Raw genomic sequence first — 22459 nt, forward strand, 5'->3', positions numbered from 1 at the left:
GCCCCGATGAACACCACGTCCCGCACGTCCACCGCCTCCCCTCCGAAGGCCGCCCCTCCTCCCGCACGGACGGGCAGCGGACCCTGGCAGCTCGCCCGCGCGGAGCTGCGCCGCCGCACGTCCGTGAAACTCTCGCTCGCCGTGGTCGCGTTCTTCGCGCTCATGACCGTGGCCGCCCCGCTGATCAGCGCGCTGGGCGGCTGGGGTCCCGAGGAGTTCGACAAGAGCGCCGTCGACCCGTACCTGGGCGGCCTCCCGATCGGACCGCTCGGCGGCGTCTCGGCCGAACACTGGCTCGGCGTCGAGCCCGTCACCGGGCGCGACCTGTTCGCCCGGGTGGTGTACGGCGCCCAGGTCTCCCTGCTCATCGCCTTCTCGGCGACGGCCATCGTCGTCGTCGCCGGGACCGCGGCCGGCATCGCCGCCGGCTACTTCGGCGGACGCGTCGACACCGTGCTGTCCCGCCTGATGGACCTCACCATGTCCTTCCCCTCCCTCATCTTCATGATCGCGATGATGTCGGTGGCCCGGGACGTCAACCGGATCCTCCTGATGACCGCCGTCATCGGCCTCTTCGGCTGGCCCGGCATCGCCCGGGTGGTCCGCGGCCAGACCCTGTCCCTGAAGCACCGCGAGTACGTCGACGCCGCCCGCGTCGGCGGCTCAGGACCCTGGCGGATCCTCGCCCGCGACATCCTGCCGGGCGTCGCCGGGCCCGTCATCGCGTACACGACGCTGATCGTGCCCGGGATGATCGCCACCGAGGCGGCCCTCAGCTACCTGGGCGTCGGCGTGCGTCCGCCCACCCCTTCCTGGGGCCAGATGATCGCCGAGAGCGTCGCCTACTACGACACGGACCCCATGTACTTCGTCGTGCCGAGCCTCTGCCTCTTCCTCACCGTGCTCGCGTTCACGCTGCTCGGCGACGCGCTGCGCGACATCCTCGACCCGAGAGGCAGCGGCGCGTGATCCTCTACCTCGGCCGCCGGCTCCTGGGCGTGCTCGGCGTCCTCGTCGCCATCGCCGCCGTCACCTTCACCATCTTCTACGTCCTCCCCTCCGACCCGGCCGCCGCCGCCTGCGGCAAGTCGTGCAGCGCCGAACGCCTGGAGGCGATCCGCGCCCACATGGGGCTCGACGCGCCCCTGTGGCGGCAGTTCGCCGACTTCGTCACCGGCATCTTCACCGGCCGCACGATGGGCTCCGGCCAGTACGCCCTGCACTGCGACTTCCCGTGCCTGGGCTACTCGTACGAGAACAGCCAGGGCGTCTGGGACCTGCTCGTGGACCGGCTGCCCGTCTCCGCCTCGCTCGCCCTGGGCGCCGCCGCGATCTGGCTGCTCCTCGGCCTCTCCGCGGGCGTCACCGCGGCCCTGCACAAGGACACCCTCACCGACCGGGCCCTGATGGTCGGCGCGGTCGCCGCCGCCTCCCTGCCCGTCTACTTCACCTCGGTGCTGCTGATCTTCGGGCTCATCCGGGTCGCCGGGCTGCTGCCGTACCCGCAGTACACGGCCTTCGGCGACGACCCGCTCGCCTGGGCCACCAACCTGCTGCTGCCGTGGCTGGCGCTCGCGATCCTGTACGCCGCCATGTACGCGCGGCAGAGCCGCAGTTCGATGATCGAGTCCATGGCGGAGCCGTACATCCGCACCGCCCGCGCCAAGGGCCTGCCGCGCCGCACCGTCGTCGTCAAACACGGCCTGCGCGCCGGCATGACCCCGATCCTGACCATCTTCGGCATGGACCTCGGCGGACTCCTCGCGGGCGCCGTGATCACCGAGTCCATCTTCGGCCTTCCCGGCATCGGACGCCTCTTCTACGGCGCCCTGTCGACCGGGGACCAGCCGGTCATCCTCGGGGTCACGCTGCTCGCCGCCACCTTCATCGTCGTCGCCAACCTGGCCGTCGACCTGCTGTACGCCGTCGTCGACCCGCGAGTGAGGTACTGATGGCCGACGCCACCTCCCTGTTGTCGGTACGGGACCTCACGGTCACCTTCCCGACGAAGCGCGGCCCCGTACGGGCCGTCGACTCCCTCTCCTTCGACGTGCTTCCCGGCCGCACCCTGGGCATCGTCGGCGAGTCCGGCTCCGGCAAGTCCGTGACCTCGCTCGCCGTCATGGGCCTGCACACGGGCGCAGAGGTCTCCGGCTCCGTCACCCTCGACGGGCGTGAGCTGGTCGGACTGCCCGAGCGTGAGCTCAACGGGCTGCGTGGCCGGCGGATGGCCATGATCTTCCAGGACCCGCTGTCCAGCCTGCACCCGTACTACACGGTCGGGGAACAGATCGCCGAGCACCACCGGGTCCACTTCGGCTCCCGCCGCGCGGCCGCCCGCGCACGGGCCGTCGAGGCGCTCGGCGAGGTCGGCATCCCCGAACCCCGCCGCCGGGCCGGCGAGTACCCGCACCAGTTCTCCGGCGGCATGCGGCAGCGCGTGATGATCGCGATGGCCCTGGCCTGCGAGCCGGACCTGCTGATCGCTGACGAGCCGACGACCGCGCTCGACGTCACCGTCCAGGCCCAGATCCTGGAACTGATCGCCCGGATCCAGCAGGAGCGGGGACTCGCCGTCGTCATGATCACCCACGATCTGGGGGTGGTCGCCCGGGTGGCCCACGACGTCCTGGTGATGTACGGCGGCCGGGCCGCCGAACACGCCCCGGTGGACGCCCTCTTCGCGTCCCCCGCCCACCCCTACACCCGCGGCCTGCTCGACTCGCTCCCCCGGCTCGACGATGACGACGCCCCGCTGCGGGCGATCCCCGGCAGCCCGCCGTCCCTGCTCGAACCGGCGCCCGGCTGCGCGTTCGCGCCCCGCTGCCCCCGGGCGTCCGCCGGCTCCGAGGAGGAACGGGCGCGCTGCGCGGGCGAACGCCCGCTGCTCGGCGGCCCGGACGGACATCCGGCCGCCTGCCACTTCCCCGCGTACGAAGGCGTCGCCCCATGACCACGACCACCACCGCGACCGCGGCCGCGAGCGGCGGCACGACAGCCGCGCCCCTGCTCAGCGTCCGCGACCTGACCATGACCTTCCCGGGACGCCGGGCCCGTTCGGCGCCCGTCCGGGCCGTCGACGGCGTCGGCTTCGACGTGGCGGCGGGCGAGACCCTCGGCCTCGTCGGCGAGTCCGGCTGCGGCAAGTCGACCACCGGCCGCATGATCGTGCGGCTCCTGGAACCGACCGGCGGCTCCGTCTCGTACGACGGGCGGGACATCAGCCACCTCTCGCAGCGGGAGCTCAAGCCGCTCCGGCGCGACCTCCAGATGGTCTTCCAGGACCCGCACTCCTCCCTCAACCCCCGCCAGACCGTGGCCCGGATCATCTCCGACCCGCTGATGGTGCAGGGAAGTTCGGTGTCCGAGGCCCGCGCGCGGGCCGTGGAGCTGATGGATCTCGTCGGCCTCATCCCGGAGCACATCGACCGCTATCCGCACGAGTTCTCCGGCGGCCAGGCCCAGCGCATCGGCATCGCCCGCGCCCTGGCCACCGGCCCCCGGCTCGTCGTCGCCGACGAACCCGTCTCCGCCCTGGACGTCTCCGTCCAGGCGCAGATCGTCAACCTGATGGAACGGCTCCAGCGCGAACTGGGGCTCGCCTACCTCTTCATCGCCCACGACCTGTCGGTCGTCAAACGGGTCTGCGACCGGGTCGCCGTGATGTACCTCGGCCGGATCGTGGAGATCGGCGTGAAGGAACGGGTGTACGCGGCCCCCGCGCACCCCTACACGCGGGCGCTGCTCTCCGCCGTACCCCTGCCCGACCCGGCGGCCGAACGGTCCCGGGAACGGATCACCCTGCTCGGCGACCCCCCGAGCCCGGCCGCTCCCCCGCCGGGCTGCACGTTCCACCCACGCTGCCCCAAGGCGCGGGAGATCTGCCGTACGGAGGCGCCGCTGCTGCGGATCGCCGCCCCCGGCGAGGCCCGCCAGGTCGCCTGCCACTTCCCCGAGGCCCCCTGAGCACGTGAACGCCCCGGCCCCCGCGCGTGCGGGGAGCCGGGGCGTTCGGCTTCGCTCAGACGGTACGGGCCGCCCGGTGGAGGGCGACGGCGACGGCCAGGTCCTCCCAGGCCATGCCCACGCTCTTGAAGAACCGCGGCCGCCCGGACGACGGGACGCGCGGTCCGTTCACCAGCTCCGCGAGGTTGCCCGCGATGTGGTTCTCCTCGATCGCCCCCTCGGCCGTGGGGACGAGCAGGTCGCCGGCCTCGCGCAGCGCGGCGGAGCGGGCCTCGACGTACACCTCGGACCGGGCCACGAGCGCCGAGTCGGTCTCGCGGGCGGTCGGCTCGTGCGAGCCGACCGCGACGACCGTGGCGCCGGGGGCCACCAGGGCTCCGTCGAAGAGCGGTTCGCGGGCCGTGGTGCAGCAGACGACGAGGTCGGCGCGGCCCACGTCGTCGGGTGTGCCGGGGCGGGCGAGGGCGCCGATCGTCCGTGCGTATCCGGCGAGGGCGCGGGCGCCGACCGGGTTGCGGCCGACGACGATCACCTCGGCGAGCTCACGGACGGCGAGGACGGCCTCCAGGTGCCCGTACGCCTGGGGTCCGGTGCCGAACAGGACGAGGCGCAGCGGCCTGTCGTCCGGCGTCAGATGGCGCACGGCGAGCGCGGAGACGGCCGGTGTGCGCAGTTCGGTGAGGGCGGCGCCGTCGAGGAGGGCGACCGGCCGCAGGCTGTCGCCGTCGAGGAGCAGGTAGGAGCCGGTGATGCGGGGCAGGCCCGCGGCGGGGTTGCCGGGGGCGACACCGGCGATCTTCACGCCGGCGTGGGAGCCGAAGGCCGCGGGCATGAGGAGGAGTTCGCCCGCCGGGACGGGGACGGCGGTGCGGGCCGGGGCGGCCTCGGGGTCGAGTCCGGCGCGCAGGACGTCGGCCAGGACGTCGGTGGCCGCCGCGGGGCCGAGGAGGCGCGCCATGGTCGCCGCGTCGATCTGGAGCAGGTGGGTCACAGGAGGAACCCCGTCCCCAGGTCGTCGTGCGGGTCGAGGAGGAAGATGTGGGTGCCGGTGCGGTACGTGGAGCCGGTGACCTCGGTGATTCCGCCGGGCAGCAGCCGGCCGGTGAACACGGTGCCGGTCACGGACTCGTGGGTGAGGGTGTCGCGGGGGGCGAGGCGCCCGTCCGCGGCGAGCAGGGCGAGCCGGGCGGAGGTGCCGGATCCGCAGGGCGAGCGGTCGATCTGGCCGTCGGCGAAGACCGTGATGTTGCGTTGCCGGGGGCCTGACGGAGTGTCGGGCAGGTCCGTGTACAGGATGACTCCGTAGACGTCGTGCGCAGGGAGGGCCGCGCGGATCTCCCGTCCCGCTCGGACGAGCGCGGGAAGTGAGGCCCCGGTCGTGTCGAGGCCGAGGCTGTGGGCGGCGACGGAGGCGTAGCAGGCGCCGGAGTCGGCGAGGTCGACGTCGACGGCTCCGAAGGAGGTCGTGACGGGGAGCCCGCGTGCGGTGACACGGGTGGGGACGTTGCGGAAGGTGACGCCGGTGGTGCGGCCTGCCGTGCGGTGCACGAGGGCGGTGACGCGGCCCGAGGGGACGTCGATCCGGACGGCGGCGTCGCCGTCGTCGGGGGCAGGGACGCGGCCGGTGTCGACGGCCCAGGCGCCGAGCGCCATGGTGCCGTGGCCACAGGCCGTGGAGTAGCCGTCCTTGTGCCAGAACAGCACGCCGAAGTGGGCGCCGTCGTCGTCGGCGGGGACGACGAACCCGCCGTACATGCCGGAGTGTCCGCGTGGCTCCCGGACGAGGAGGCGGCGCAGCTCGTCGAGGGGTCCGAGGCGGGGTGCGAGGTCCCGGCGCTCGGCGACGGTGTCGCCGGGGATCGGGGGGAGGTCCTCGTCGACGATCCTGAAGGGTTCGCCTGCGGTGTGGTAGTCGGTGGTGCGGACCGGGTGCGGGACGGTGCTCACGAAGTACTTTCTCCAGGAGGGGAGGGACGGCGCCGGGCCGGCCCCTCCCCCCACGGGTGGGACCGGCCCGGCGGGGCGGGTGTGTCAGCTGCGCAGGGGGCCCTCACAGCTGAAGCTCGACGTGCCCGCGACCTTGGTGGACCAGATCTCGACCGGTCCGAAGGAGCAGTTCATGTCGGCGAGGTTGTTCGAGGCGGCGCCCGCGCGGTCGAGGATGAAGTAGTCGACGGTCTCGGACATGTCCTTGAAGTTCTGGTCCTCGCTGGCCCAGTTGGAGAGGTTGGCGGTGATCCGGCCGGTGCAGGTGAACCGGCGCTTGCCCGGGTCGCCGTTCTCGACGCAGTCGGGGGTGTTGTAGGTGGCGGCGGCGAAGGAGGACTTCACGTTCGCGACGGCGGAGTCGCGCAGCTGCGCGTTGGGCGTGTACGTGGTGTTCGGGACGAACAGGTCGTCGACCTTGGCGATCTGCGTGTCGAGGAAGCGGTCGTAGTCGCGCTGGAGGCCGGCGTCGGCGCCGAGCCGGGTGCGCCAGGCGTCGTACGCCTGGACGTCGTCGGCCCGCAGGTGCCGGTACATCTCGCGGAGCAGGGACGGCTTCTCGGTCCAGAGGTACTCGAAGAAGGTGCCCGCGTAGCTGTAGAAGCGGAAGCCGTCGCCGTCGTAGGTGGCGTTGAGGATCTGGCGCACGCTCATCCGGGGCCCGCCGGCCGAGGTGTCGTTGATGATGCTGCGGACGAGGGACTTGCGGACGGCGATGCCGTTGTCGCGGGTGGCTCCGTCGAAGAACTCGGCCGTGCCCTCGTCCATGAAGGTGGTGCGGTCGTTCTGGTACCAGGGGCCCTCGCCGAAGAAGCCGTGGACGGCGTAGCGGCCGTTGAGGTAGTGGGTGTACTCGTGGCGGAACAGCTCTTCGAGGGTGAGCGAGGAGTCCTGGGGGACGCGCCGCTGGTAGGTGTAGAAGGTGGCGCCGCGTTCGATGTAGATGCCGCCGTTGTTCGTGTCCATCCCGGTGAGGATGGGGTGGTAGTTCTCGTAGTCCGCGCGGGAGCCGTAGAGGACGATGTTCAGGCTGGTGTTGGGGTCGCCGGTGAGCGGCTGCTCCGTGCCGAGCACGCGGTGGTACTGCGCCTTGACCAGCTTGCTGGCGTAGTAGAGCTGGTCGACGGTGGCCCGGTCGAGGCCGGTGCGGACCTTGATGGCGCCGTTGTCGTAGGTGTACGTGTAGGGGAAGATCTGCTTCTCGATGTCCTCCTTGCACACTCCGTACGGCTTGCAGGCGTCGTAGTAGTTGAGCCAGGAGACGATCTTGGCCCACTGCTGGCTGCCGTGGCCGAAGGTGTTCACGACCGTGCCCAGGAGGCTGCCGAGGTCGGCGACGATGCCCGTCCTGAGGCTCGCGATCTCACCGAAGCGGCCGTACTCGCCGAGCGCGTCGCGGGCGACCCAGGCGTTGACGGTGTTCTTCAGGTGTCCGTAGGTCGCGAAGGCCTTGAAGACGGCGCGGTACGACGGGTCGGCGGCGACGGCCGTGTGGAAGGCGGTGTCCTGGTTGCCCGGGTAGACGCCGAGGTAGTTGAGGGAGAGCCCGGCGAGCGCGGCGCCCGCCCAGGCGGGGTCCAGGTGGGTGGCGGGGTGGGCGGGGTCCATGGTGGCCAGGACCCGCTTGACCAGGCCCAGCTGGTGGTGGCGCAGGCCGGGGCCGCTGGCGGCGTAGAGGGCCTCGCGCAGGGTGTTCGCGTTCGTCTTGGTGACGTCGAAGGTGCGCGCCGCGTTGCCGAAGGCGGTGACGGCCTGGGTGATCGCGTTCACGGTGGGCGCGTCGGTGACGTCGATCTCGCCGCGTGAGAAGTCGTGGTACACGACGGCGTGCAGGTACGTGAACATCTCCTCCAGGTGGGAGGAGTTGCGGCCGTCGTGGGCGGCGGCCAGGCCGGAGATGCGGCGGGCCACGGCCTGGACGTGGGCGTCGGACATCACGGGGGTGAGCCGGGCGTCCCAGGTCCAGATGAGTCCGCTCAGACAGCCCTGGGCGGTGACCGCCGGATCGGCGAGGAAGTCGGCGAGCTGCTCCGGGGAGAGGCCGGCGATCCCGTCGAGGGTGCACGGCACACCCGCCGCGGTGGTGCCGGCGACCGCGGCGGACGACCGTGCGGCGGCGGTGGCGTCGGCCTTGCCCGTGGCCTCGGCAGTGGTCGTGGTGGCGGCCTTGGCCCTGCCGGGCACGCGGCCGGCGGCGAGGCCGCCCGGGGCGGGCGCGGGCCCGAAGGTCTTGCCGGGAGCGGTGGCGAGGTGCTCGACCTCGTCGAAGGGGTTGGTCGCGGACTCGGCCCGCGGGCCTGCCGCGCCGGCCGCCGGGGCAGAGGGAGCCGCCGGGGCGCGCCGGTCGTCCGCGTCCGCGGCCGAGACGGCGGACTGGCCGGCGGAGGCGAGGAGGGTGACGGCTATGGCGGAGGCGAGCAGGGACGAGCGCACACGTCTGTGGAGAGACAACAGAACTCCTGCTGATGAGGGGGGTGGCCGGGTGGGGATCGGAACGGCAACTGCCGTGGTTCGCACGGCGTATGACCGCGGTTCATCTCACCGTGTGCGCTGTAACATAGTAATGTGAAATTGCACTGACAACCCTTTTGGCGCCCCCACTTTGCGACGAAGGGCCGCTCCCCCTCACCGGAAGGAGCGGCCCCGCAGGTCAGGCGTAGGGATCGAAGGGGATGCCGGCGGGCTTGGCCTTGGCGAGATGGGCGGCGAAGTTGCCGTCCTTGAGGCCGAAGACCGCGCTGCCGAAGTCTGCCTGGCTGAGCTTGTCGCGCAGGCCGGCCGGATAGCCGTTCCAGCCGACGAGGCTCGGGAACTGCCAGGTGTGCTGGTGGTTCTCGGGCGGCTCGTCGTTGGTGTTGGCCGGACGGAAGCAGTGGGTGCCGATGCCGTCCTTGTGGTAGACGATCTTGGGGTGGGTGCCGTCCCAGCGGATCCGGTCACGGCCGTGGATGTCGAAGTCGCCGTGGGCGGACGTGGAGACGTACTGCGCCTGGCCGTTCTGCACCCACACGACGACGTGCTCCCAGTCGTGACGGTGTCCGCCGATGCTGGTTCCGGCCAGGGCCTGGTCCTTCTCGAAGTACAGGCCGTAGATGACGGCACACCAGCCGTTGTTGCACTTCGCGCGAGAGTATCCGTTGGTCTGGGTGAGGTCCCAGGAGTCGCGGCACTGACCGTTGAGGGCACCGGACGGGTTGAGGCCGCCGTTGATCGTGCCGTCGGACCCGATCGCGGGCGTGGGGTAGCAGCCGTCCGTGTCGTAGTCGTAGGCCGGCTGGAAGGTCTGCTCCAGACCGTCGGCGTTGGCGGGCAGGGCGGGCGGCGGTGCGGCGAAGGCGCTGGTCGGCAGGGCGATGATCAATGCGAGGGCGCCGGCGAGGGCGAGTGCGCCCCGGGTGGCGTACGCCTGTGTCTTCAACTGTGTCCCCTGGGTCGGACTGCGTGGACGCGACAGGGCGTCAGTTTGACATGGACAGTTCATCACCAGGAGACCCGGCGGTGAACCGGACGCGTCACTCATGAGAAGTAGACGATACGTGTCGTCTCGTCTACAGTGGTCGTCATGACCGCCACCGCGCGCCCCGCGCACATCGCCATGTTCTCCATCGCCGCCCACGGCCACGTCAACCCCAGCCTGGAAGTCGTCCGCGAACTCGTCGACCGGGGCCACCGCGTCAGCTACGCCGTCCCCGCGTCCTTCGCCGAGAAGGTCGCGGCGACCGGGGCCACCCCCGTCGTCTACACCTCGACCCTCCCGACCGACGACGACCCCGACGCCTGGGGCACCGAACTCATCGACAACCTCGAACCGTTCCTGAACGACGCCGTGCAGGCACTCCCCCAGCTCGCCGCGGCCTTCGACGCGGACCGGCCGGACCTCGTGCTCCACGACATCACCTCCTATCCGGCCCCCGTCCTCGCCCACACCTGGGACGTCCCCGCCCTCTCCCTGTGGCCGAACCTCGTGCCGTGGGAGGGGTACGAGGAGGAGGTCGCCGAGCCGATGACCGCCGAGCTCAAGGCCTCACCGCGCGGCAAGGCGTACTACGCGCGGTTCGAGGCCTGGCTCGCCGAACACGGCCTCGACACCGAACCGGACAGGTTCGTCGCCCGCCCGCGCCGCGCGCTCGTCCTCATCCCGAAGGCGCTCCAGCCGCAGGCCGACCGCGTCGACGAGACCGTCTACACCTTCGTCGGCGCCTGCCAGGGCGAGCGCGCCGAGCAGGGCACGTGGCAGCGCCCCGCGGACGCGGAGAAGGTGGTCCTCGTCTCGCTCGGCTCCGCCTTCACCAAACTGCCCGGGTTCTACCGGGACTGCGTCGAGGCCTTCGCCGGGCTCCCGGGCTGGCACGTCGTCCTGCAGATCGGGAAGTTCGTCGACCCGGCCGAACTCGGCCCGCTGCCGCCGAACGTCGAAGCGCACTCCTGGGTGCCCCAGTTGGAGATCCTGCGGCAGGCCGACGGGTTCGTCACCCACGCCGGCGCCGGCGGCAGTCAGGAAGGCCTGGCCACGGCCACCCCCATGGTGGCCGTCCCGCAGGCCGTCGACCAGTTCGGGAACGCCGACATGCTGCGGTCCCTGGGGGTGGCGCGGCACCTGCCGATGGACGAGGTCACCCCCGAGCGGCTGCGGGAGGACATGCTCGCCCTGCTCGGCGACCCCCAAGTGGCCCGCCGGGCCCGGGAGATCCAGGAGTCGATGACCCACGAGGGCGGTACGCGCCGGGCCGCCGACCTGATCGAGGCCGAACTCGCGGGGGCCTGACGGGACGGCGAGCGACCGGTGGGCGCGAGGGCACGGCGCGGCCCGTCACCCCTCCTCGTACGAGAGGGGGATGACGGGCCGCGCCGGCGGGGTCAGACCACGGCGCCCGAACGGTCCCGGTCCACGCCTGCCCGGCGCCCCGGCCCCGAGCCCCCGCCGACGGCCGGGGTCCTGACCGGCCGCCGGGTCTCCAGGGCCACGGCCAGCGGCATCGCGGTGAACACGGTGGACGCCATACCCAGGACGACGCCCGCGAGCAGCGCGACGGAGAAGTCGGTGAGCGAGTCACCGCCCAGGACCGCGAGCGCCACCAGGACGAAGAGCGCCCCCATCCCGGTGTTGACCGTACGGGGCAGGGTCTGGGCGACGGCCCGGTCGGCGAGGTCGGGAAGCCCGACGCCCCCGCCGCGGCGCCGGAGTTCCCGCAGCCGGTCGAGGACGACGACGGAGTCGTTGACCGAATAGCCGACGACGGTCAGGAGCGCGGCGAGGAAGACGCTGTCCACCGGCTTGCCGAGCCAGGCGAACAGGCCCACCACGAGCAGCACGTCCTGGGCCATCGCCGCCACCGCCGCCGTCGCGTACGTCCAGCGGAACCGCACCGTCAGATACAGGAGCTGGGCCGCCACCGCGAGGCCGAGCGCGAGCAGCGCGTGGGTGCGCAGCTCGCCGCCCAGGCTCGGGCCGATCAGGTCGTCGCGCGTCACCTCCACCGGGCCGGCGACCCGGGCGAGCGCCTCCCGGATCTCGTCCTGTTCGTCGTCCCCGGTCTCCCGGACCCGTACCGACACGTCCTCGCCGTCGGACCCGCCGTCGGACCCGCCACCGTCGCCCGTCGTCCGCACGACCGCGTCGGGGAAGCCCGCCGCGGCGATCGCCTCGCGTGCCGCGTCGGCGTCGACCGGGCGCTCGGCCGCGTACTGGACGACCCTGCCGCCGGTGAACTCGACGCCGAACTCCAGGCCCCGGACGCCGATGCCGGCGAGTGCCGCCATCAGGAGCCCGGCACAGGACAGCAGCCAGCGGCGCCGGTGGGTCATCAGTCGGGGGACCCGCCGGGTCAGCCGGGTCCGCAGCCGGCCGAGGCCCGCGATGCCGGTGACGGCCGGCCGGTGGCGCACCGCGGGCAGCCGCAGTGCCAGGTCGGCGAGGAGCCGGGTGATCACCATCGCGGTGAGCAGCGAGGTCACGACACCGATCGCGAGGGTCACGCCGAAGCCCTTGACCGGGCCCGTCGCGAAGACGAACAGCAGGCCGGCCGCGAGCAGGGTGGTGATGTGTGAGTCCGCGACCGCGCTCCACACCTTGCCGAACGCCGTCGCCAGTGGACGCCGGGGATCCCGCCCGGCGGTCCGGCCGAACGCCGCGTACTCCTCCCTCGCCCGTTCGAAGACGAGGACGTTCGCGTCGACGGCGATGCCGACGGCCAGGACGAAGCCGGCCAGGCCGGGCAGCGTGAGTGTGGCCCCCAGGGCGACCACGGCGGCGTAGGAGACCAGCCCGTAGAGGAGGAGGGCGACCGTGGCGAGGACGCCGAGGAGCCGGTAGACCACCATGACGAAGAGTCCGGTGCAGGCGAGTCCGATCAGCGCGGCCAGGGCACTCGCCCGGATCGCCTCGGCGCCGAGCGTCGGTCCCACGGTGCTCTGTTCGACCGTCGTCACCGGGACGGGCAGCGCGCCGCCCTCCACGAGCGCCGCGAGATCCCGGGCCTCGTGGGCGGAGAACCCGCCGGTGATCTGCGCGGAGCCGCCGCCGATGCCGGCGCCGCAGGGGACTCCGGTCTGCATGCCGGGCGCGGAGACGACCCGGTCGTCGAGCACGATCGCGACCCTGCGCGCCGGGTCGGCGGGTGCCGCGCAGGCCGCGTCGCCGGTCAGCTCGGCCCAGGTGCCGGCGGCGCGGTCGCGGAAGGAGAGGTCGACCGTCCAGCCCCGGCCGTTCGTGGTGTCGAGGACGGCGTCGGCGCTCTCGACTCCGTCACCGGTGAGCGCGGGCGCGGCCAGGGCGAGGAGGCGTCCCGGCACGTCGGGGTCCGCGAGGACGCGCGTCCCGTCCGGCGCGACCGGTCCCGCGGGTCCCCGCGCCTCGCCGGTGACGGCGTGGAAGGTGAGCTGCGCCGTACGGCCGATGACGTCGGCCGCCTGGCGCGGGTCGCGGAGCCCGGGGAGTTCGATGACGATGCGCCGTTCGCCCGAGCGGGCGAGCGACGGTTCCGCGACGCCGAGGCCGTCGACGCGCTTGCGGAGCACCTCCAGGGCGCGGTCGGTGGCGGCGGCGTCCGCACGGGTGGCGGGTCCGTCCTCGGTCTGGAGGACGATGCGGGTTCCGCCGCGGAGGTCGAGTCCGAGACGGGGCGGGTTGGTCAGGGTGATCCAGAGGGAGAGCGCGACGACGGCGAGCGCGAGCAGCGCGCGCCAGAGCGCGGAACGAGAGGTCACGGGTACTCCACGGGCAGCGCACGGCGACGGCGCGCGTCCACGCGGAGGGTGGGAACGCTCGTCGGCCGTGCCGGACGTACGGTCGGATGCGCGTCGTCGACCGGTCCGGGGGCATGCCGGGGGCCCGGACGGCGACGCGGGGTTACGTCAGCTGTGCCGGGCGGAGGGAGGGCCGCGGGGAGCGCGCGGTGCGCGGGGTCCGGCGGGCGGCGCGCGCTCGCGGCGGGGGTCGCCGGCGAGGACGCCGCGCGCGGGTACGGACAGGTCGACGGGAACGGCGGTGGTGCCCGCGGGCGTTCCGGGGATCCGCAGGGGGTTCTCGACGGCGGCCGGGAGTCGTACGACGGCGGTGGGCGCGAAGTGCGGCTCGGGCGACGAGGTTCGCGCGGGGCTGTGAGGCGGGCTGTACCCGGGGGCGTGGTGCGCGGCGCCGGGGGCGGCCGGGAAGGCGGCGGTGACGGGGTGGGGCGTCGGGGCGAGGGCCTGCGCCGCCGGTGCCGGGAGCACGAGCAGGGACCAGACCGCGCAGAGCAGCGCGGGCAGCAGGGTCGCGAGTCGCCGGGCCGAACGTCCCACCGCCCCTCCCCTCCCCGATCCGCCTGTGGGGGCCAAGCCTAGACGGGGAGGCGAGGCCGCCGGCCACCGGGCCGCTCGGCCAGGGCTGTTGGGTACGACAGCTGAGTACGCGTGCTCATGTGGGGCGCGGCGCGGTCTCGCACGATGGGCGGGTCAGTGCTTCGTGCTCGGATCCAGGGGGCCCGCCCGTGCTCAGCCGTCTCGCCGCCCATGTCGTCCCGTTCTTCGGACGGCTCACCGTCACCACCGACCCCGGAGCCCGGATCGAACCCGGCAGCATCCTGGTGGTGAACCACACCTCGACGGCCGACCCGGCACTCGTCCTCGCCGCGCTCCGCAAGCGGCTGGCCGTCGAGCCGGTCCTGCTCGCCACCGCCGGGCTGTGGCGGGTCCCGCTGCTCGGCCGGGTCCTGACCCGCGAGGGCCACGTGCCCGTCCACCGCAACTCGGCGCGTGCGGCCGCCGCCCTCGACCACGCCGCCGTCGCCCTCGCCTCCGGCCGGCACGTGATGCTGTACGCCGAGGGCCGCATCCCGCCGCGCCCGGACTCCGCCGAGAATCCCCCGGAGGCGTTCCGCACCGGCCTCGCCCGGCTGGCCGGGGTCACCGGGGCACAGGTCGTGCCGATCGGCCAGGCCGGTGCGCGCCGGATCACCTCAGGCGGGCGCGTGAAGCAGATCGCGGGGGTGCTCACCGCGCCCGTCAGGAGACCGTGCCTCCACGTCCACATCGGGACCCCGCTCCGGCTGCCGGACGACGTGGCCGCCGCGACGGCGCTGGCCCACGGGGCGGTCACCGAGGCATGGCGTACGGCGGCCGGGGCGCTGGGCGAGCCCTCCGCGCTCGGGCGGCCGGCGGAGCCCGGCCATGCGCCGGACCCCGCGGCCGGGTCGTCGCCGGGTCGCGCCCGGCGTGAGGCGGCGTAAGACGTCGGGCGTTCACCTCCGGACCGCCCGGGAGTCACGCCGAGGACTCCCGCTGTTACCGAACGGCGTTCTACGATGCGCTGGTTGCACGTGAGCACGTGCAACGGGCGTCAGGGGGAGGCGCGATGGCGGAGCGACCCGTACGAGCGTGGGACAGGGTGCCGGAGGACATGCCCGGCGGGCTCCCCCGGGACCTGCCGGGCGGCGTGGAGCTGTACCACCTGAGGCCCGACGGCGGCATCCTGCTCGCCGACCGGGAGGGCCGCAGGGAGCTCGGGCCGGAGCGGGATTTCCTGCGGTTCATCGACGACGGGCAGTTCGCCCACTATCTGGTGGGGGACGCGGCCACCTCGCCCGAGCGGCCGTCCAACGCCACCGTCAAACTCGGGGTCGTGGGCCCGCGCAGCGCCTTCACCCCGCACGCGCACGGCGGCGAGCATTTCGTCCTCAGCCTCGGCCATGCCGCCTGCGGGCTGTACGACGGGGCCCGGGCACGCGTCGTCGACGTCCCGCTCGTGCCGGGGATGCTGATCCGGATCCCGGAGATGATGCCGCACTCCTTCGCCAACCGCGCCGACGTACCGCTGACGATCCTCGCCGCGAACACCGGCTACGGGATCGATCACGAGGACTACGCGATCACCGCGGCCGAGGCCGAGCGGCGGGCGGATGCGCCCGCGGGCGGCCCCGGCGGGGGCACCGCCCCGGCCGCCGGAGCGCTCACCGACCACCGGGCCCTGGCCGCCGCGCTCCGCGACATCGAACGCGCCCAGCGGGTCGACGGCATCGCCGCCACGACGGTCCGGGAACGGATCGCCGCGCGGCTGCGCCGGATGGCCTCCGCCCTGGAGGTGCCCCGGTGATCTGCCCGCACTGCGAACGCAGCCTGCTCCGCAGGGAACGCACCGGCAACCGCTGCTCCCACTGCCACCGCTCGTACGCCCTCGACCCCAAGACCAACCCGCTCGGTCTCAACGATCTCCGGGTGCGCAGGATCACCACCGCGCTCACCGACGAGGGCCGCATCCGGATCACACCGGACCAGCTCTGGTACGCCCTCTCCCGCAAGCGCCTCCGGGAGGACGTCTTCGCGCCGGGCTGCGTCGGCCCGGCGGTCGGAGTGGCCGTCATCGCCACCATCGCGGCCGCCGTCAGCGAGGTCCCGCAGGTGCTGCTCCTCACCGCCGCCATGCTGCTCGTCGCCCTGGGCATCGCCGCGGCCCGTGCCGCGGGCGTCGGGAAGGGCATCCCGACCGTCCCCCGCGAGGCCTTCCCCGCCCAGGTGCTCGCCGAGTGGCGCAAGGTGTACGGAGCCCTGCCGGCCGGAGTGCTGGACGCCGGGGACTCCGCCCCAGCCGGCGCGGCGGAGCCGGGCGCCGTCTTCGGGGTCCTCGTCTGCCCCGACCCCGCCGTCCTGGCCTTCCTCGTCGCCGACGGGCTGCCCGCCCGCTACGGCCTGGTCCCCGCCCGGAGCCCCGAGGAGGCCCGCGCGGTGCCGTCGAGCGGTCCGGTACTGGTGCTCCGCGACATCGACGCGTACGGCGAACTCCTCGTCCTGCGCGTCCGGGACGCCCTGCCGGGCCGTACCGTCGTGGACGCCGCACCGCCGCTGCGCACGGTACGGGCCCTGCCCCAGGCCGTTCCGTACCGGGAGCCTGGGCGCAGGCCCGGCGCGCAGGACATGCGGCTCCTGGCCGGACTCGGCGCGTTCACCCCCGAGGAACTGAAGTGGCTCGCCAAGGGCTGGCGGTTCCCGCTCGTCGGGCTGCCGCCTGCCCGGCTGCTCACCGTCGTCGAGCGGGTCGCGGGACAGCTCACGCGGGGGCTCGACGCCGACCGGCGGCGCGCCGCCGACCTGGGCTTCCTGACCTGGCCGGACACGGCGGCACCGGACCTGGCGGGTGACCGGTGACCTGCCCCCACTGCGCCGCCAAGCTGCCGGCCAAGGAACGGACCGGGCAGGTGTGTTCGCGCTGCGCGAAGCGGTTCGCGCTCGACCCGAGGATCCACGGCCGGGGCATGAACGACCTCCGGATCCGACGGATCGCCGCGGAGGCCACCGAGAGCGGCCGGCTGCGGATGACCGTCACCCAGCTCTGGTACCTCAGCCGCACGTACAGCAGTTGCCGGGTGGCGAAGCCCGCCCGCGGGATCAGAGCCGGCGTCCGGTGGCTGGTCGCCGCTCCCCTCGCCCTGCTCCTGCTCGTGGCCGGCGCGCTCACCCACGGCCCGCCGGGCACGATCGCCGTCACCGTCACCGCCGCCGTCGCCGTCGTGGTGGCGGCCTCGGTCATGCGGTACAGGCCCGCCGAAGCCCCCCGGTCGTACATCAGCCCCGCGGAGGGCGAGTTCCGGCAGATGATGGCCGGCCCCTGGCAGGCCGCCTACCGGAAGCTGCCGCCGGGTGTGGCGGACGACGGCCCGCGCGCCCCGGCACCCCGCGAGGCCCCGGTGGACCGCCCCGAGGCCGTGATCCTCTGCACCGACCACGCGGTCGCCGTGTTCCTCCGGGTCAACGGCATCCCCGCGAAGCTGAAGGCGCTCCTCGTCGAGGCCCGGCCGTCCGCCGCGCACGAGGCGCTCGTCGACGTACCCGAGGGGCTTCCGGTGGTGGTGCTCCACGACGCGAGCACCCTGGGGGCGTTGCTCGCCCCGCTGCTGCGGCAGGCGTACCCGGACAGGGTGGTGCTGGACGCGGGCCTTCCCGCGGCTGCCGTCCGGACGCGCCGCGGAGCCGTCCACCGGGTCGCGAAGGCGCCCGGGGCGAGCGCCGCGGACCTCCGTTCCGTCGCGGGCCTGTCCGAGGCGGACGCCGCGTGGCTGGCCCAGGGGTTCTGGAGCCCCCTCGCCGCCGTGCCGCCACGCCGCCTGGAGGCGGTCGTCACGGCAGCGGTACGGCAGGCGCGGGCGGCGAGGACAGCCGGACTCCGCTCCCCCGACGGCTTCCTGAGCTGGCCTGCCGAACCGCCGGCGCCGGTCGGCGGGACGTCCCGAACGAAAGGCGCCCCGGCCGGATGAGCCAGCGACACCTTCCTCCCGCCGCCCCGACCGCCCTTCCCGGCCGCCGCCCCGGTCACGGCCTCGCCGCCCGGCCGGCCGGCCGGGCCGTCGCCGTGGCCGCGGACCGCGCCGCCGCGCCCGGCGGGCTGCGTTTCACCGAGCGCCAGCTCTACTACGAGACCTGCCGCGTCCTGAGCCCCGGAGCGGCCCTCCTCGGCCGGATCCCCGGCACCCCTGCCCCGGTCCTGCGCCTGCCCGCCTTCACGCGCGCGCTGGACGCCCTCGGCCGGGAGAACGTCCCGGGCCTCCTCCCGCCCCTGGCCGCACGGCCCACCACGGGTCCGGGCGAGCCGTCGGAGCCGGACCTCTACGACTACGGGCTGCCCCGGCTGCTGATCTGCCAGGACCGCTCGATCGCCGGGATGCTGCTCGCCAACCACGTCCACCTGGAAGCGGCGTGCCCGGTCCTCGCCGCCCCGGACGCCCTGCCGCTCGACCCGCGGCTGGCCGCCGCCCTGGAGCGGGCCGGCGGCGCGACCGTGCACGTCCTGCACGACGCGAGCCCGTCCGGAATCGCGCTCCCCGCCCGGGTCAGGGCCGGCCTCGGGCCGGTGCCCGGCGTCCGGGTGGTGTCCCTCGGCCTCGTGCCCCGGCACGCGGCCGCCCTGCGCCTGCCCTCCGGCCGAGGACCGGCTCCCGGACCCGCCGCCCTCGCGGACCGGCCCGCCGCCCTGCGGCCACGGGAGGCCGAGTGGCTGGCGGGCGGACGGTTCGCCCAGGTGGCGGCCGTGCCGCCGGCCCGGCTCGTCCGCACGGTCCTGCGCCTGACCCGGGGACCACAACCACCCCGCGACTCCCTGTGGAGCGGCCTGCGCGGACTGCGCGGAACCGGCTTCATGACCTGGCCCGCCGCGTGACCCGCCCCGGCGCCCCCTCCCACCTACCCGAGGTACGCACACCATGATCCGTCCCGAAGAGATCGGCTACACGGACGAACTGCTCGCCGACGGCACCGTCCACCGCACCTACGAGGACGGCCTGGAGGAGTGGCGGCGCCGCACCCCCGGCCGCCCGCACCTCGTGTCCTGGCACGACAACCGCGACGCCTCCGGCACCGACGAGCTGCTCGGCGACCGCATCATCAAACGCACCCTCGCCGACGGCACCACCGCCTACGCCCGGGACATCGGCTACGGCCGCACGCTGTGGGCGCGCGGCGAGAAGGTCCTGGTCAACCGGAGTTCCTTCGGCGGCCGGATGGGCGTGCTCCTCACCGGCCTGGGGGTGGCGACCCTCGCGATCACCGCCGCCCAGCTGCCGCCGCTGAGCATGTCCCCCGAACAGGAGGAGGCGCTGCGGCAGCAGCAGGCGCAGGCCAACCAGTCCTCCGGAGGCGGCGGCGACAGCGGGGGCGGTGGCGGCGAGGACGGGGACGGGAACGACTGGGACGCGAACTGGGACGGCGACGCGGACGCCTGGAGCGACGACGACTTCGGCTGAGCCGCGCACGCACCCCCCGAGAACAGCACGAGAAGAAGAAGGAGCCGTACGTGGCACGTCTGTGCGCCTGCCTGGCCGCGACCACCGGGCAGGCCCGCGCCCATCTCGACGCGATGGGCGCCCTCGGACCCAGGCACACACCGGCCGGGGTCCCCGGCGCAGAGGTGTCTCTGCTCACCGGCGAGACCGGCCACGCAGAGGGCCCGTTCACCGCGTACGGCCGGACGGCGGTCGGGGAGGTCACCCTGCACAACCGGCCGGTGCTGCTCGCCGCCCTCGCGGAACGGTCCGCGCCACCGCAGCCCGGCTGCCCGGACGGTGAACTGCTCCTGCGCTGCTGGGCGTTGCTCGGGGACGCGGGGGTGGCACTTGCCGAGGGGATGTTCGTGCTGGCCGTCCTCGACGGTCAGGACCTGGTCCTGATCCGCGACCACGTCGGTGCCCGCACCCTGTTCTACGCACGGGCCGACGGCGCCTGGGCCGCCTCCACCTCCCTGCGCGCGCTGCGCCGCTGGCCCGCGCTCGGCACCTCGATGAACCTGTCAGCCGTCCGCTCCTTCCTCACCTTCGCCTATCTGCCCGGGGAGGAGACCCTGCTGACCGGCGTACGGGAGCTGCTGCCCGGACGGGTGCTCCGGCTGTACCGGGACGGGGCGTCCACCGAGACCGTCCACTGGGAGCCCAGGGAACGGATCGAGCAGCCCGCGCCGACGGACCCGACGGGTCATGTCCTGGAGCTGCGGGCCCTGTTGGAGCGGGCTACGGCGAGCCGCCTGCCCGCCGCCGAACCGGCCGCCGTGCTCCTCTCCGGCGGGATCGACAGCTCGCTGGTCACGGCCCTCGCGGCGAAGCTCCACAGCCACCCGGTGCACACGTACTCCATCAGCTTCGGCGACGACCTGCCGAACGAACTGGGGTACTCGGGCCTGGTCGCCACGCACTGCCACACCCGCCACCAGGTCCTGAACGTGTCGGGCGAGGCCGTGGCCGCGCGGCTCGCCGAGGCGGCGGCGCTCCTCGACAGCCCCGTCGGCGACCCGCTGACCGTGCCGAACCTGATGCTCGCCGAGGCCGTGGCCGCCGACGGCGCCTCCGTCGTCCTCAACGGTGAGGGCGGCGACCCCGTCTTCGGCGGCCCGAAGAACCTCCCCATGCTGGTCCAGGAGATGCACAGGACGCCGGGCGCGCCCTGGGACGAGGACCGGGCGACCGCCTACCTCCGCTCGTACCGCAAGTGCTGGACCGACCTGCCGGACCTGCTGACCGCACCGGCGCTCGCGGCCCTGCGGGACGCCCCGCCGCTGGAGCGGCACGTGGCGCCGTACCTGACGGCGGACGGCGGTGGCCCGTACCGGATGGGACACCTCCTCAACCAGCTGCTCCACTGCAACCTGCGGACCAAGGGCGCCCACCACATCCTCACGAAGGTGGAACGGCTGACCTCCTCGCAGGGGGTGGAGGGCCGGTCCCCGCTCTTCGACCGGTCGGTCGTCGACCACGCCTTCGCGACCCCGCCCTCCTTCAAACTCCGGGGGACGGCGGAGAAGTGGATCCTCAAGGAGGCCGTCCGTGACCTCCTCCCGGACACGGTGGTCGACCGGCCCAAGAGCGGGATGCGGGTGCCGGTGCAGCAGTGGCTGACCGGGCCGCTCCGTGACCTCGGCCAGGACCTGCTCCTCGGTCCCACCTCCCGGCAGCGAGGGCTCTTCCGGCCGGAGACCGTCCGCGCCTGGCTGCGGGGCGACGGCGGCCTGCTGCCCCGGCAGGGCGGGAAGCTGTGGCTGGTGCTGACCCTGGAGCTCTGGCTGCGGTCGTACGAGGTGTGAACCGCGTACGGCAGACCGGTCCACCCGTCCGCCGGTCCCCCGATCTCCCATGTCCTGATCCCCCGCCCCACGGTGCACCGCTCCACGAAAGGCCCTCATGAGCACCAGCTCCTCGACTCCCCCCGTCGACCTGACCGACCCCCGCACCGGCGCGCCGCGCGGCACCTCCGTACGCTCGCGGCTGCCCGAGGTCCTGGCCGCCGTGGCCGCCGGGCGCGGCGCGCTGTCTACCTGGAGCGGGCTCACGCCCAAGGACCGCGGGCGCCGGCTGGACCACCTCGCGGGCCTGGTCGAGGAGCACGCGGCGGAGTACGCGGCCCGTGAGCGGGCCGGGACGGGCAAGCCGGAGGCGGAGGTGGCGGGCGAGATAGAGCAGGTCGCGGACCTGTTCCGGTTCTTCGCGACGGCGGCCAGGACGCGCACCGCGCCGGCGGCGGGCCGCCTCGTGGCGGGCCACGAGAGCTGGGTGCGCTGGGAGCCGGTCGGCGTGGTGGGTGCGGTCGTGCCGTGGAACTATCCGCTGCTCATGGCTGCCTGGCGCTGCGCACCGGCCCTGGCGGCCGGGAACACGGTCGTCGTGAAGCCTGCCGAGACGACCCCCGACAGTCTGCTGCTCCTCGCCGGGCACGCCGGGTCCGTGCTCGGCCCGGACGTGCTCCAGTGCCTCACGGGCGACCGGGAGACCGGCCGGCTGCTCGTCGGGGCGGCGGTGGACATGGTGGCGTTCACCGGCAGCGGGCGGGCAGGTGCGGACGTGGCGGCGCGCGCGGGGACCCGGCGGGTCAGTCTGGAACTGGGCGGCAACGCTCCGGCGATCGTCCTCCCGGACGCGCCCGGCGACACCTGGTCGTCCCTCGCGGAGGCCGTCACGTACAACGCGGGGCAGAGCTGCGCCGCCCCTGCGCGGGTCATCACCCTGCCGGAGAACTACGAGGCCGCCGTCGAGGGTCTCGCGGCGGCCCTGCGGTCGCGGGTGGCGGGCCGTGACTTCGGGCCGCTGAACAACCCGGACCAGGCGGAGCGCTACGACCGTCTCGTCGCCTCCTCCGGCGCCAAGCGGAACCTCGTCGCGGACATCGCCCCGGGGCCCGGCGAGGAGGCGGGGCACTGGCGGCCCGCCCGGCTGCTCGCTGACCTCCCGGACGACGACCCGGCCGTCACCGAGGAGGTGTTCGGCCCGCTCCTCACCGTGCAGCGGGCCGACGGGGTCGAGGCCGCCCTCACCCTGGCGGGCAGCGTCCCGCAGGCGCTCGCGGCGAGCGTGTGGACCACCGACCTCACGGCAGGACTCGAACTCGCCGCCGCCCTGGACGCGGGCGAGACCTGGCTCAACTGCCATCTCGTGCAGACGGCGGAACTCCCGCACGGCGGCCGCGGCGCCTCGGGCCACGGCACCGACCTGAGCACGCTGGCACTCCAGGAGTACCAGCGGCCCAAGACGGTCACGGTCCGGCTGCGTTCCGGAGCCTAGGT

General features: G+C 74.1%; 19 protein-coding genes. 13 read left to right on the plus strand and 6 right to left on the minus strand.

Going from position 1 to position 22459, the window contains the following annotated elements; all coding sequences use genetic code 11:
- Positions 1–6: 6 nt before the first annotated feature.
- Genes ACIA8N_RS33635 through ACIA8N_RS33650 form a run of 4 tightly spaced genes read left to right on the plus strand, consistent with a single transcriptional unit; the run spans position 7 to position 3966 of the window.
- Complete coding sequence (locus tag ACIA8N_RS33635) at positions 7–969, plus strand: ABC transporter permease (protein ID WP_365784661.1); 963 nt, start codon at positions 7–9, stop codon at positions 967–969.
- Positions 966–1952, plus strand: a complete 987-nt coding sequence (locus tag ACIA8N_RS33640; RefSeq protein WP_365784663.1) for an ABC transporter permease — start codon at positions 966–968, stop codon at positions 1950–1952. The genes ACIA8N_RS33635 and ACIA8N_RS33640 overlap by 4 nt, the downstream gene beginning before the upstream one ends.
- Positions 1952–2953, plus strand: a complete 1002-nt coding sequence (locus ACIA8N_RS33645; RefSeq protein WP_365784665.1) for an ABC transporter ATP-binding protein — start codon at positions 1952–1954, stop codon at positions 2951–2953. The genes ACIA8N_RS33640 and ACIA8N_RS33645 overlap by 1 nt, the downstream gene beginning before the upstream one ends.
- A complete protein-coding gene (locus tag ACIA8N_RS33650; RefSeq protein ID WP_365784667.1) occupies positions 2950–3966 on the plus strand; it encodes an oligopeptide/dipeptide ABC transporter ATP-binding protein in 1017 nt (338 codons plus the stop codon). The genes ACIA8N_RS33645 and ACIA8N_RS33650 overlap by 4 nt, the downstream gene beginning before the upstream one ends.
- A gap of 55 nt (positions 3967–4021) precedes the next feature.
- Here ACIA8N_RS33650 and ACIA8N_RS33655 read toward each other — a convergent pair whose 3' ends face one another.
- The 4 genes from ACIA8N_RS33655 to ACIA8N_RS33670 all read right to left on the minus strand — a co-directional run bounded on the left by ACIA8N_RS33655 (position 4022) and on the right by ACIA8N_RS33670 (position 9370).
- Positions 4022–4957, minus strand: a complete 936-nt coding sequence (locus ACIA8N_RS33655) for an ornithine cyclodeaminase family protein (RefSeq protein ID WP_399416865.1) — start codon at positions 4955–4957, stop codon at positions 4022–4024.
- Positions 4954–5913 (minus strand): proline racemase family protein, encoded by a 960-nt coding sequence (locus ACIA8N_RS33660; RefSeq protein WP_365787454.1) that lies wholly within the window; start codon positions 5911–5913, stop codon positions 4954–4956. The genes ACIA8N_RS33655 and ACIA8N_RS33660 overlap by 4 nt, the downstream gene beginning before the upstream one ends.
- 84 nt (positions 5914–5997) lie before the next feature.
- Complete coding sequence (locus ACIA8N_RS33665) at positions 5998–8403, minus strand: collagenase (RefSeq protein WP_365787452.1); 2406 nt, start codon at positions 8401–8403, stop codon at positions 5998–6000.
- 199 nt (positions 8404–8602) lie between these two features.
- Positions 8603–9370, minus strand: coding sequence for an NPP1 family protein (locus ACIA8N_RS33670; RefSeq protein ID WP_365787450.1), 768 nt, complete (start codon positions 9368–9370; stop codon positions 8603–8605).
- A 144-nt stretch (positions 9371–9514) separates the two neighbouring features.
- Between ACIA8N_RS33670 and mgt the strand changes: the two genes are divergently transcribed.
- A complete protein-coding gene (gene mgt, locus ACIA8N_RS33675; RefSeq protein WP_365787448.1) occupies positions 9515–10717 on the plus strand; it encodes a macrolide-inactivating glycosyltransferase in 1203 nt (400 codons plus the stop codon).
- A gap of 92 nt (positions 10718–10809) precedes the next feature.
- On the opposite strand, the gene secD is transcribed toward mgt, so the two are convergent.
- Both secD and ACIA8N_RS33685 read right to left on the minus strand, forming a co-directional pair.
- Complete coding sequence (gene secD / locus ACIA8N_RS33680) at positions 10810–13158, minus strand: protein translocase subunit SecD (RefSeq protein WP_365787446.1); 2349 nt, start codon at positions 13156–13158, stop codon at positions 10810–10812.
- 147 nt (positions 13159–13305) lie between these two features.
- Positions 13306–13734 carry a hypothetical protein gene (locus ACIA8N_RS33685; protein WP_365787444.1) on the minus strand — a complete coding sequence of 143 codons (429 nt, stop codon included), beginning with the start codon at positions 13732–13734 and terminating at the stop codon, positions 13306–13308.
- A gap of 188 nt (positions 13735–13922) precedes the next feature.
- On the opposite strand from ACIA8N_RS33685, the gene ACIA8N_RS33690 reads away from it, so the two are divergent.
- From ACIA8N_RS33690 to ACIA8N_RS33725, 8 genes are all read left to right on the plus strand, one after another.
- Positions 13923–14660, plus strand: coding sequence for a lysophospholipid acyltransferase family protein (locus ACIA8N_RS33690; RefSeq protein WP_365787442.1), 738 nt, complete (start codon positions 13923–13925; stop codon positions 14658–14660).
- A gap of 125 nt (positions 14661–14785) precedes the next feature.
- A complete protein-coding gene (locus tag ACIA8N_RS33695) occupies positions 14786–15523 on the plus strand; it encodes a cupin domain-containing protein (RefSeq protein WP_365787440.1) in 738 nt (245 codons plus the stop codon).
- Complete coding sequence (locus ACIA8N_RS33700) at positions 15520–16572, plus strand: hypothetical protein (RefSeq protein ID WP_365787438.1); 1053 nt, start codon at positions 15520–15522, stop codon at positions 16570–16572. Before ACIA8N_RS33695 ends, ACIA8N_RS33700 begins: the two co-directional genes overlap by 4 nt.
- A complete protein-coding gene (locus tag ACIA8N_RS33705; protein WP_365787436.1) occupies positions 16569–17678 on the plus strand; it encodes a hypothetical protein in 1110 nt (369 codons plus the stop codon). The genes ACIA8N_RS33700 and ACIA8N_RS33705 overlap by 4 nt, the downstream gene beginning before the upstream one ends.
- Positions 17675–18577, plus strand: a complete 903-nt coding sequence (locus tag ACIA8N_RS33710) for a hypothetical protein (protein WP_365787434.1) — start codon at positions 17675–17677, stop codon at positions 18575–18577. The genes ACIA8N_RS33705 and ACIA8N_RS33710 overlap by 4 nt, the downstream gene beginning before the upstream one ends.
- A gap of 43 nt (positions 18578–18620) precedes the next feature.
- The gene (locus tag ACIA8N_RS33715; RefSeq protein ID WP_365787432.1) at positions 18621–19160 is read left to right on the plus strand and encodes a hypothetical protein; all 540 of its coding nucleotides are present in this window, start codon (positions 18621–18623) and stop codon (positions 19158–19160) included.
- A 50-nt stretch (positions 19161–19210) separates the two neighbouring features.
- The gene (locus ACIA8N_RS33720) at positions 19211–20986 is read left to right on the plus strand and encodes an asparagine synthase-related protein (protein WP_365787430.1); all 1776 of its coding nucleotides are present in this window, start codon (positions 19211–19213) and stop codon (positions 20984–20986) included.
- Positions 20987–21083: 97 nt separating this feature from the next.
- Positions 21084–22457 (plus strand): aldehyde dehydrogenase family protein, encoded by a 1374-nt coding sequence (locus ACIA8N_RS33725; RefSeq protein WP_365787428.1) that lies wholly within the window; start codon positions 21084–21086, stop codon positions 22455–22457.
- Positions 22458–22459 lie beyond the last annotated feature (2 nt).

Source organism: Streptomyces sp. NPDC051822 (assembly GCF_044452745.1).
In the GTDB taxonomy this organism is placed as follows: Bacteria; Actinomycetota; Actinomycetes; order Streptomycetales; family Streptomycetaceae; genus Streptomyces.

What these genes read in the sequence shown, in the direction of transcription:
- ACIA8N_RS33635 (WP_365784661.1), top strand. Translation starts at nt 7, where the DNA reads ATGAACACCACGTCCCGCACGTCCACCGCCTCCCCTCCGAAGGCCGCC.
- ACIA8N_RS33645 (WP_365784665.1), top strand. Translation starts at nt 1,952, where the DNA reads ATGGCCGACGCCACCTCCCTGTTGTCGGTACGGGACCTCACGGTCACC.
- ACIA8N_RS33650 (WP_365784667.1), top strand. Translation starts at nt 2,950, where the DNA reads ATGACCACGACCACCACCGCGACCGCGGCCGCGAGCGGCGGCACGACA.
- mgt (WP_365787448.1), top strand. Translation starts at nt 9,515, where the DNA reads ATGACCGCCACCGCGCGCCCCGCGCACATCGCCATGTTCTCCATCGCC.
- ACIA8N_RS33695 (WP_365787440.1), top strand. Translation starts at nt 14,786, where the DNA reads ATGGCGGAGCGACCCGTACGAGCGTGGGACAGGGTGCCGGAGGACATG.
- ACIA8N_RS33710 (WP_365787434.1), top strand. Translation starts at nt 17,675, where the DNA reads ATGAGCCAGCGACACCTTCCTCCCGCCGCCCCGACCGCCCTTCCCGGC.
- ACIA8N_RS33715 (WP_365787432.1), top strand. Translation starts at nt 18,621, where the DNA reads ATGATCCGTCCCGAAGAGATCGGCTACACGGACGAACTGCTCGCCGAC.
- ACIA8N_RS33725 (WP_365787428.1), top strand. Translation starts at nt 21,084, where the DNA reads ATGAGCACCAGCTCCTCGACTCCCCCCGTCGACCTGACCGACCCCCGC.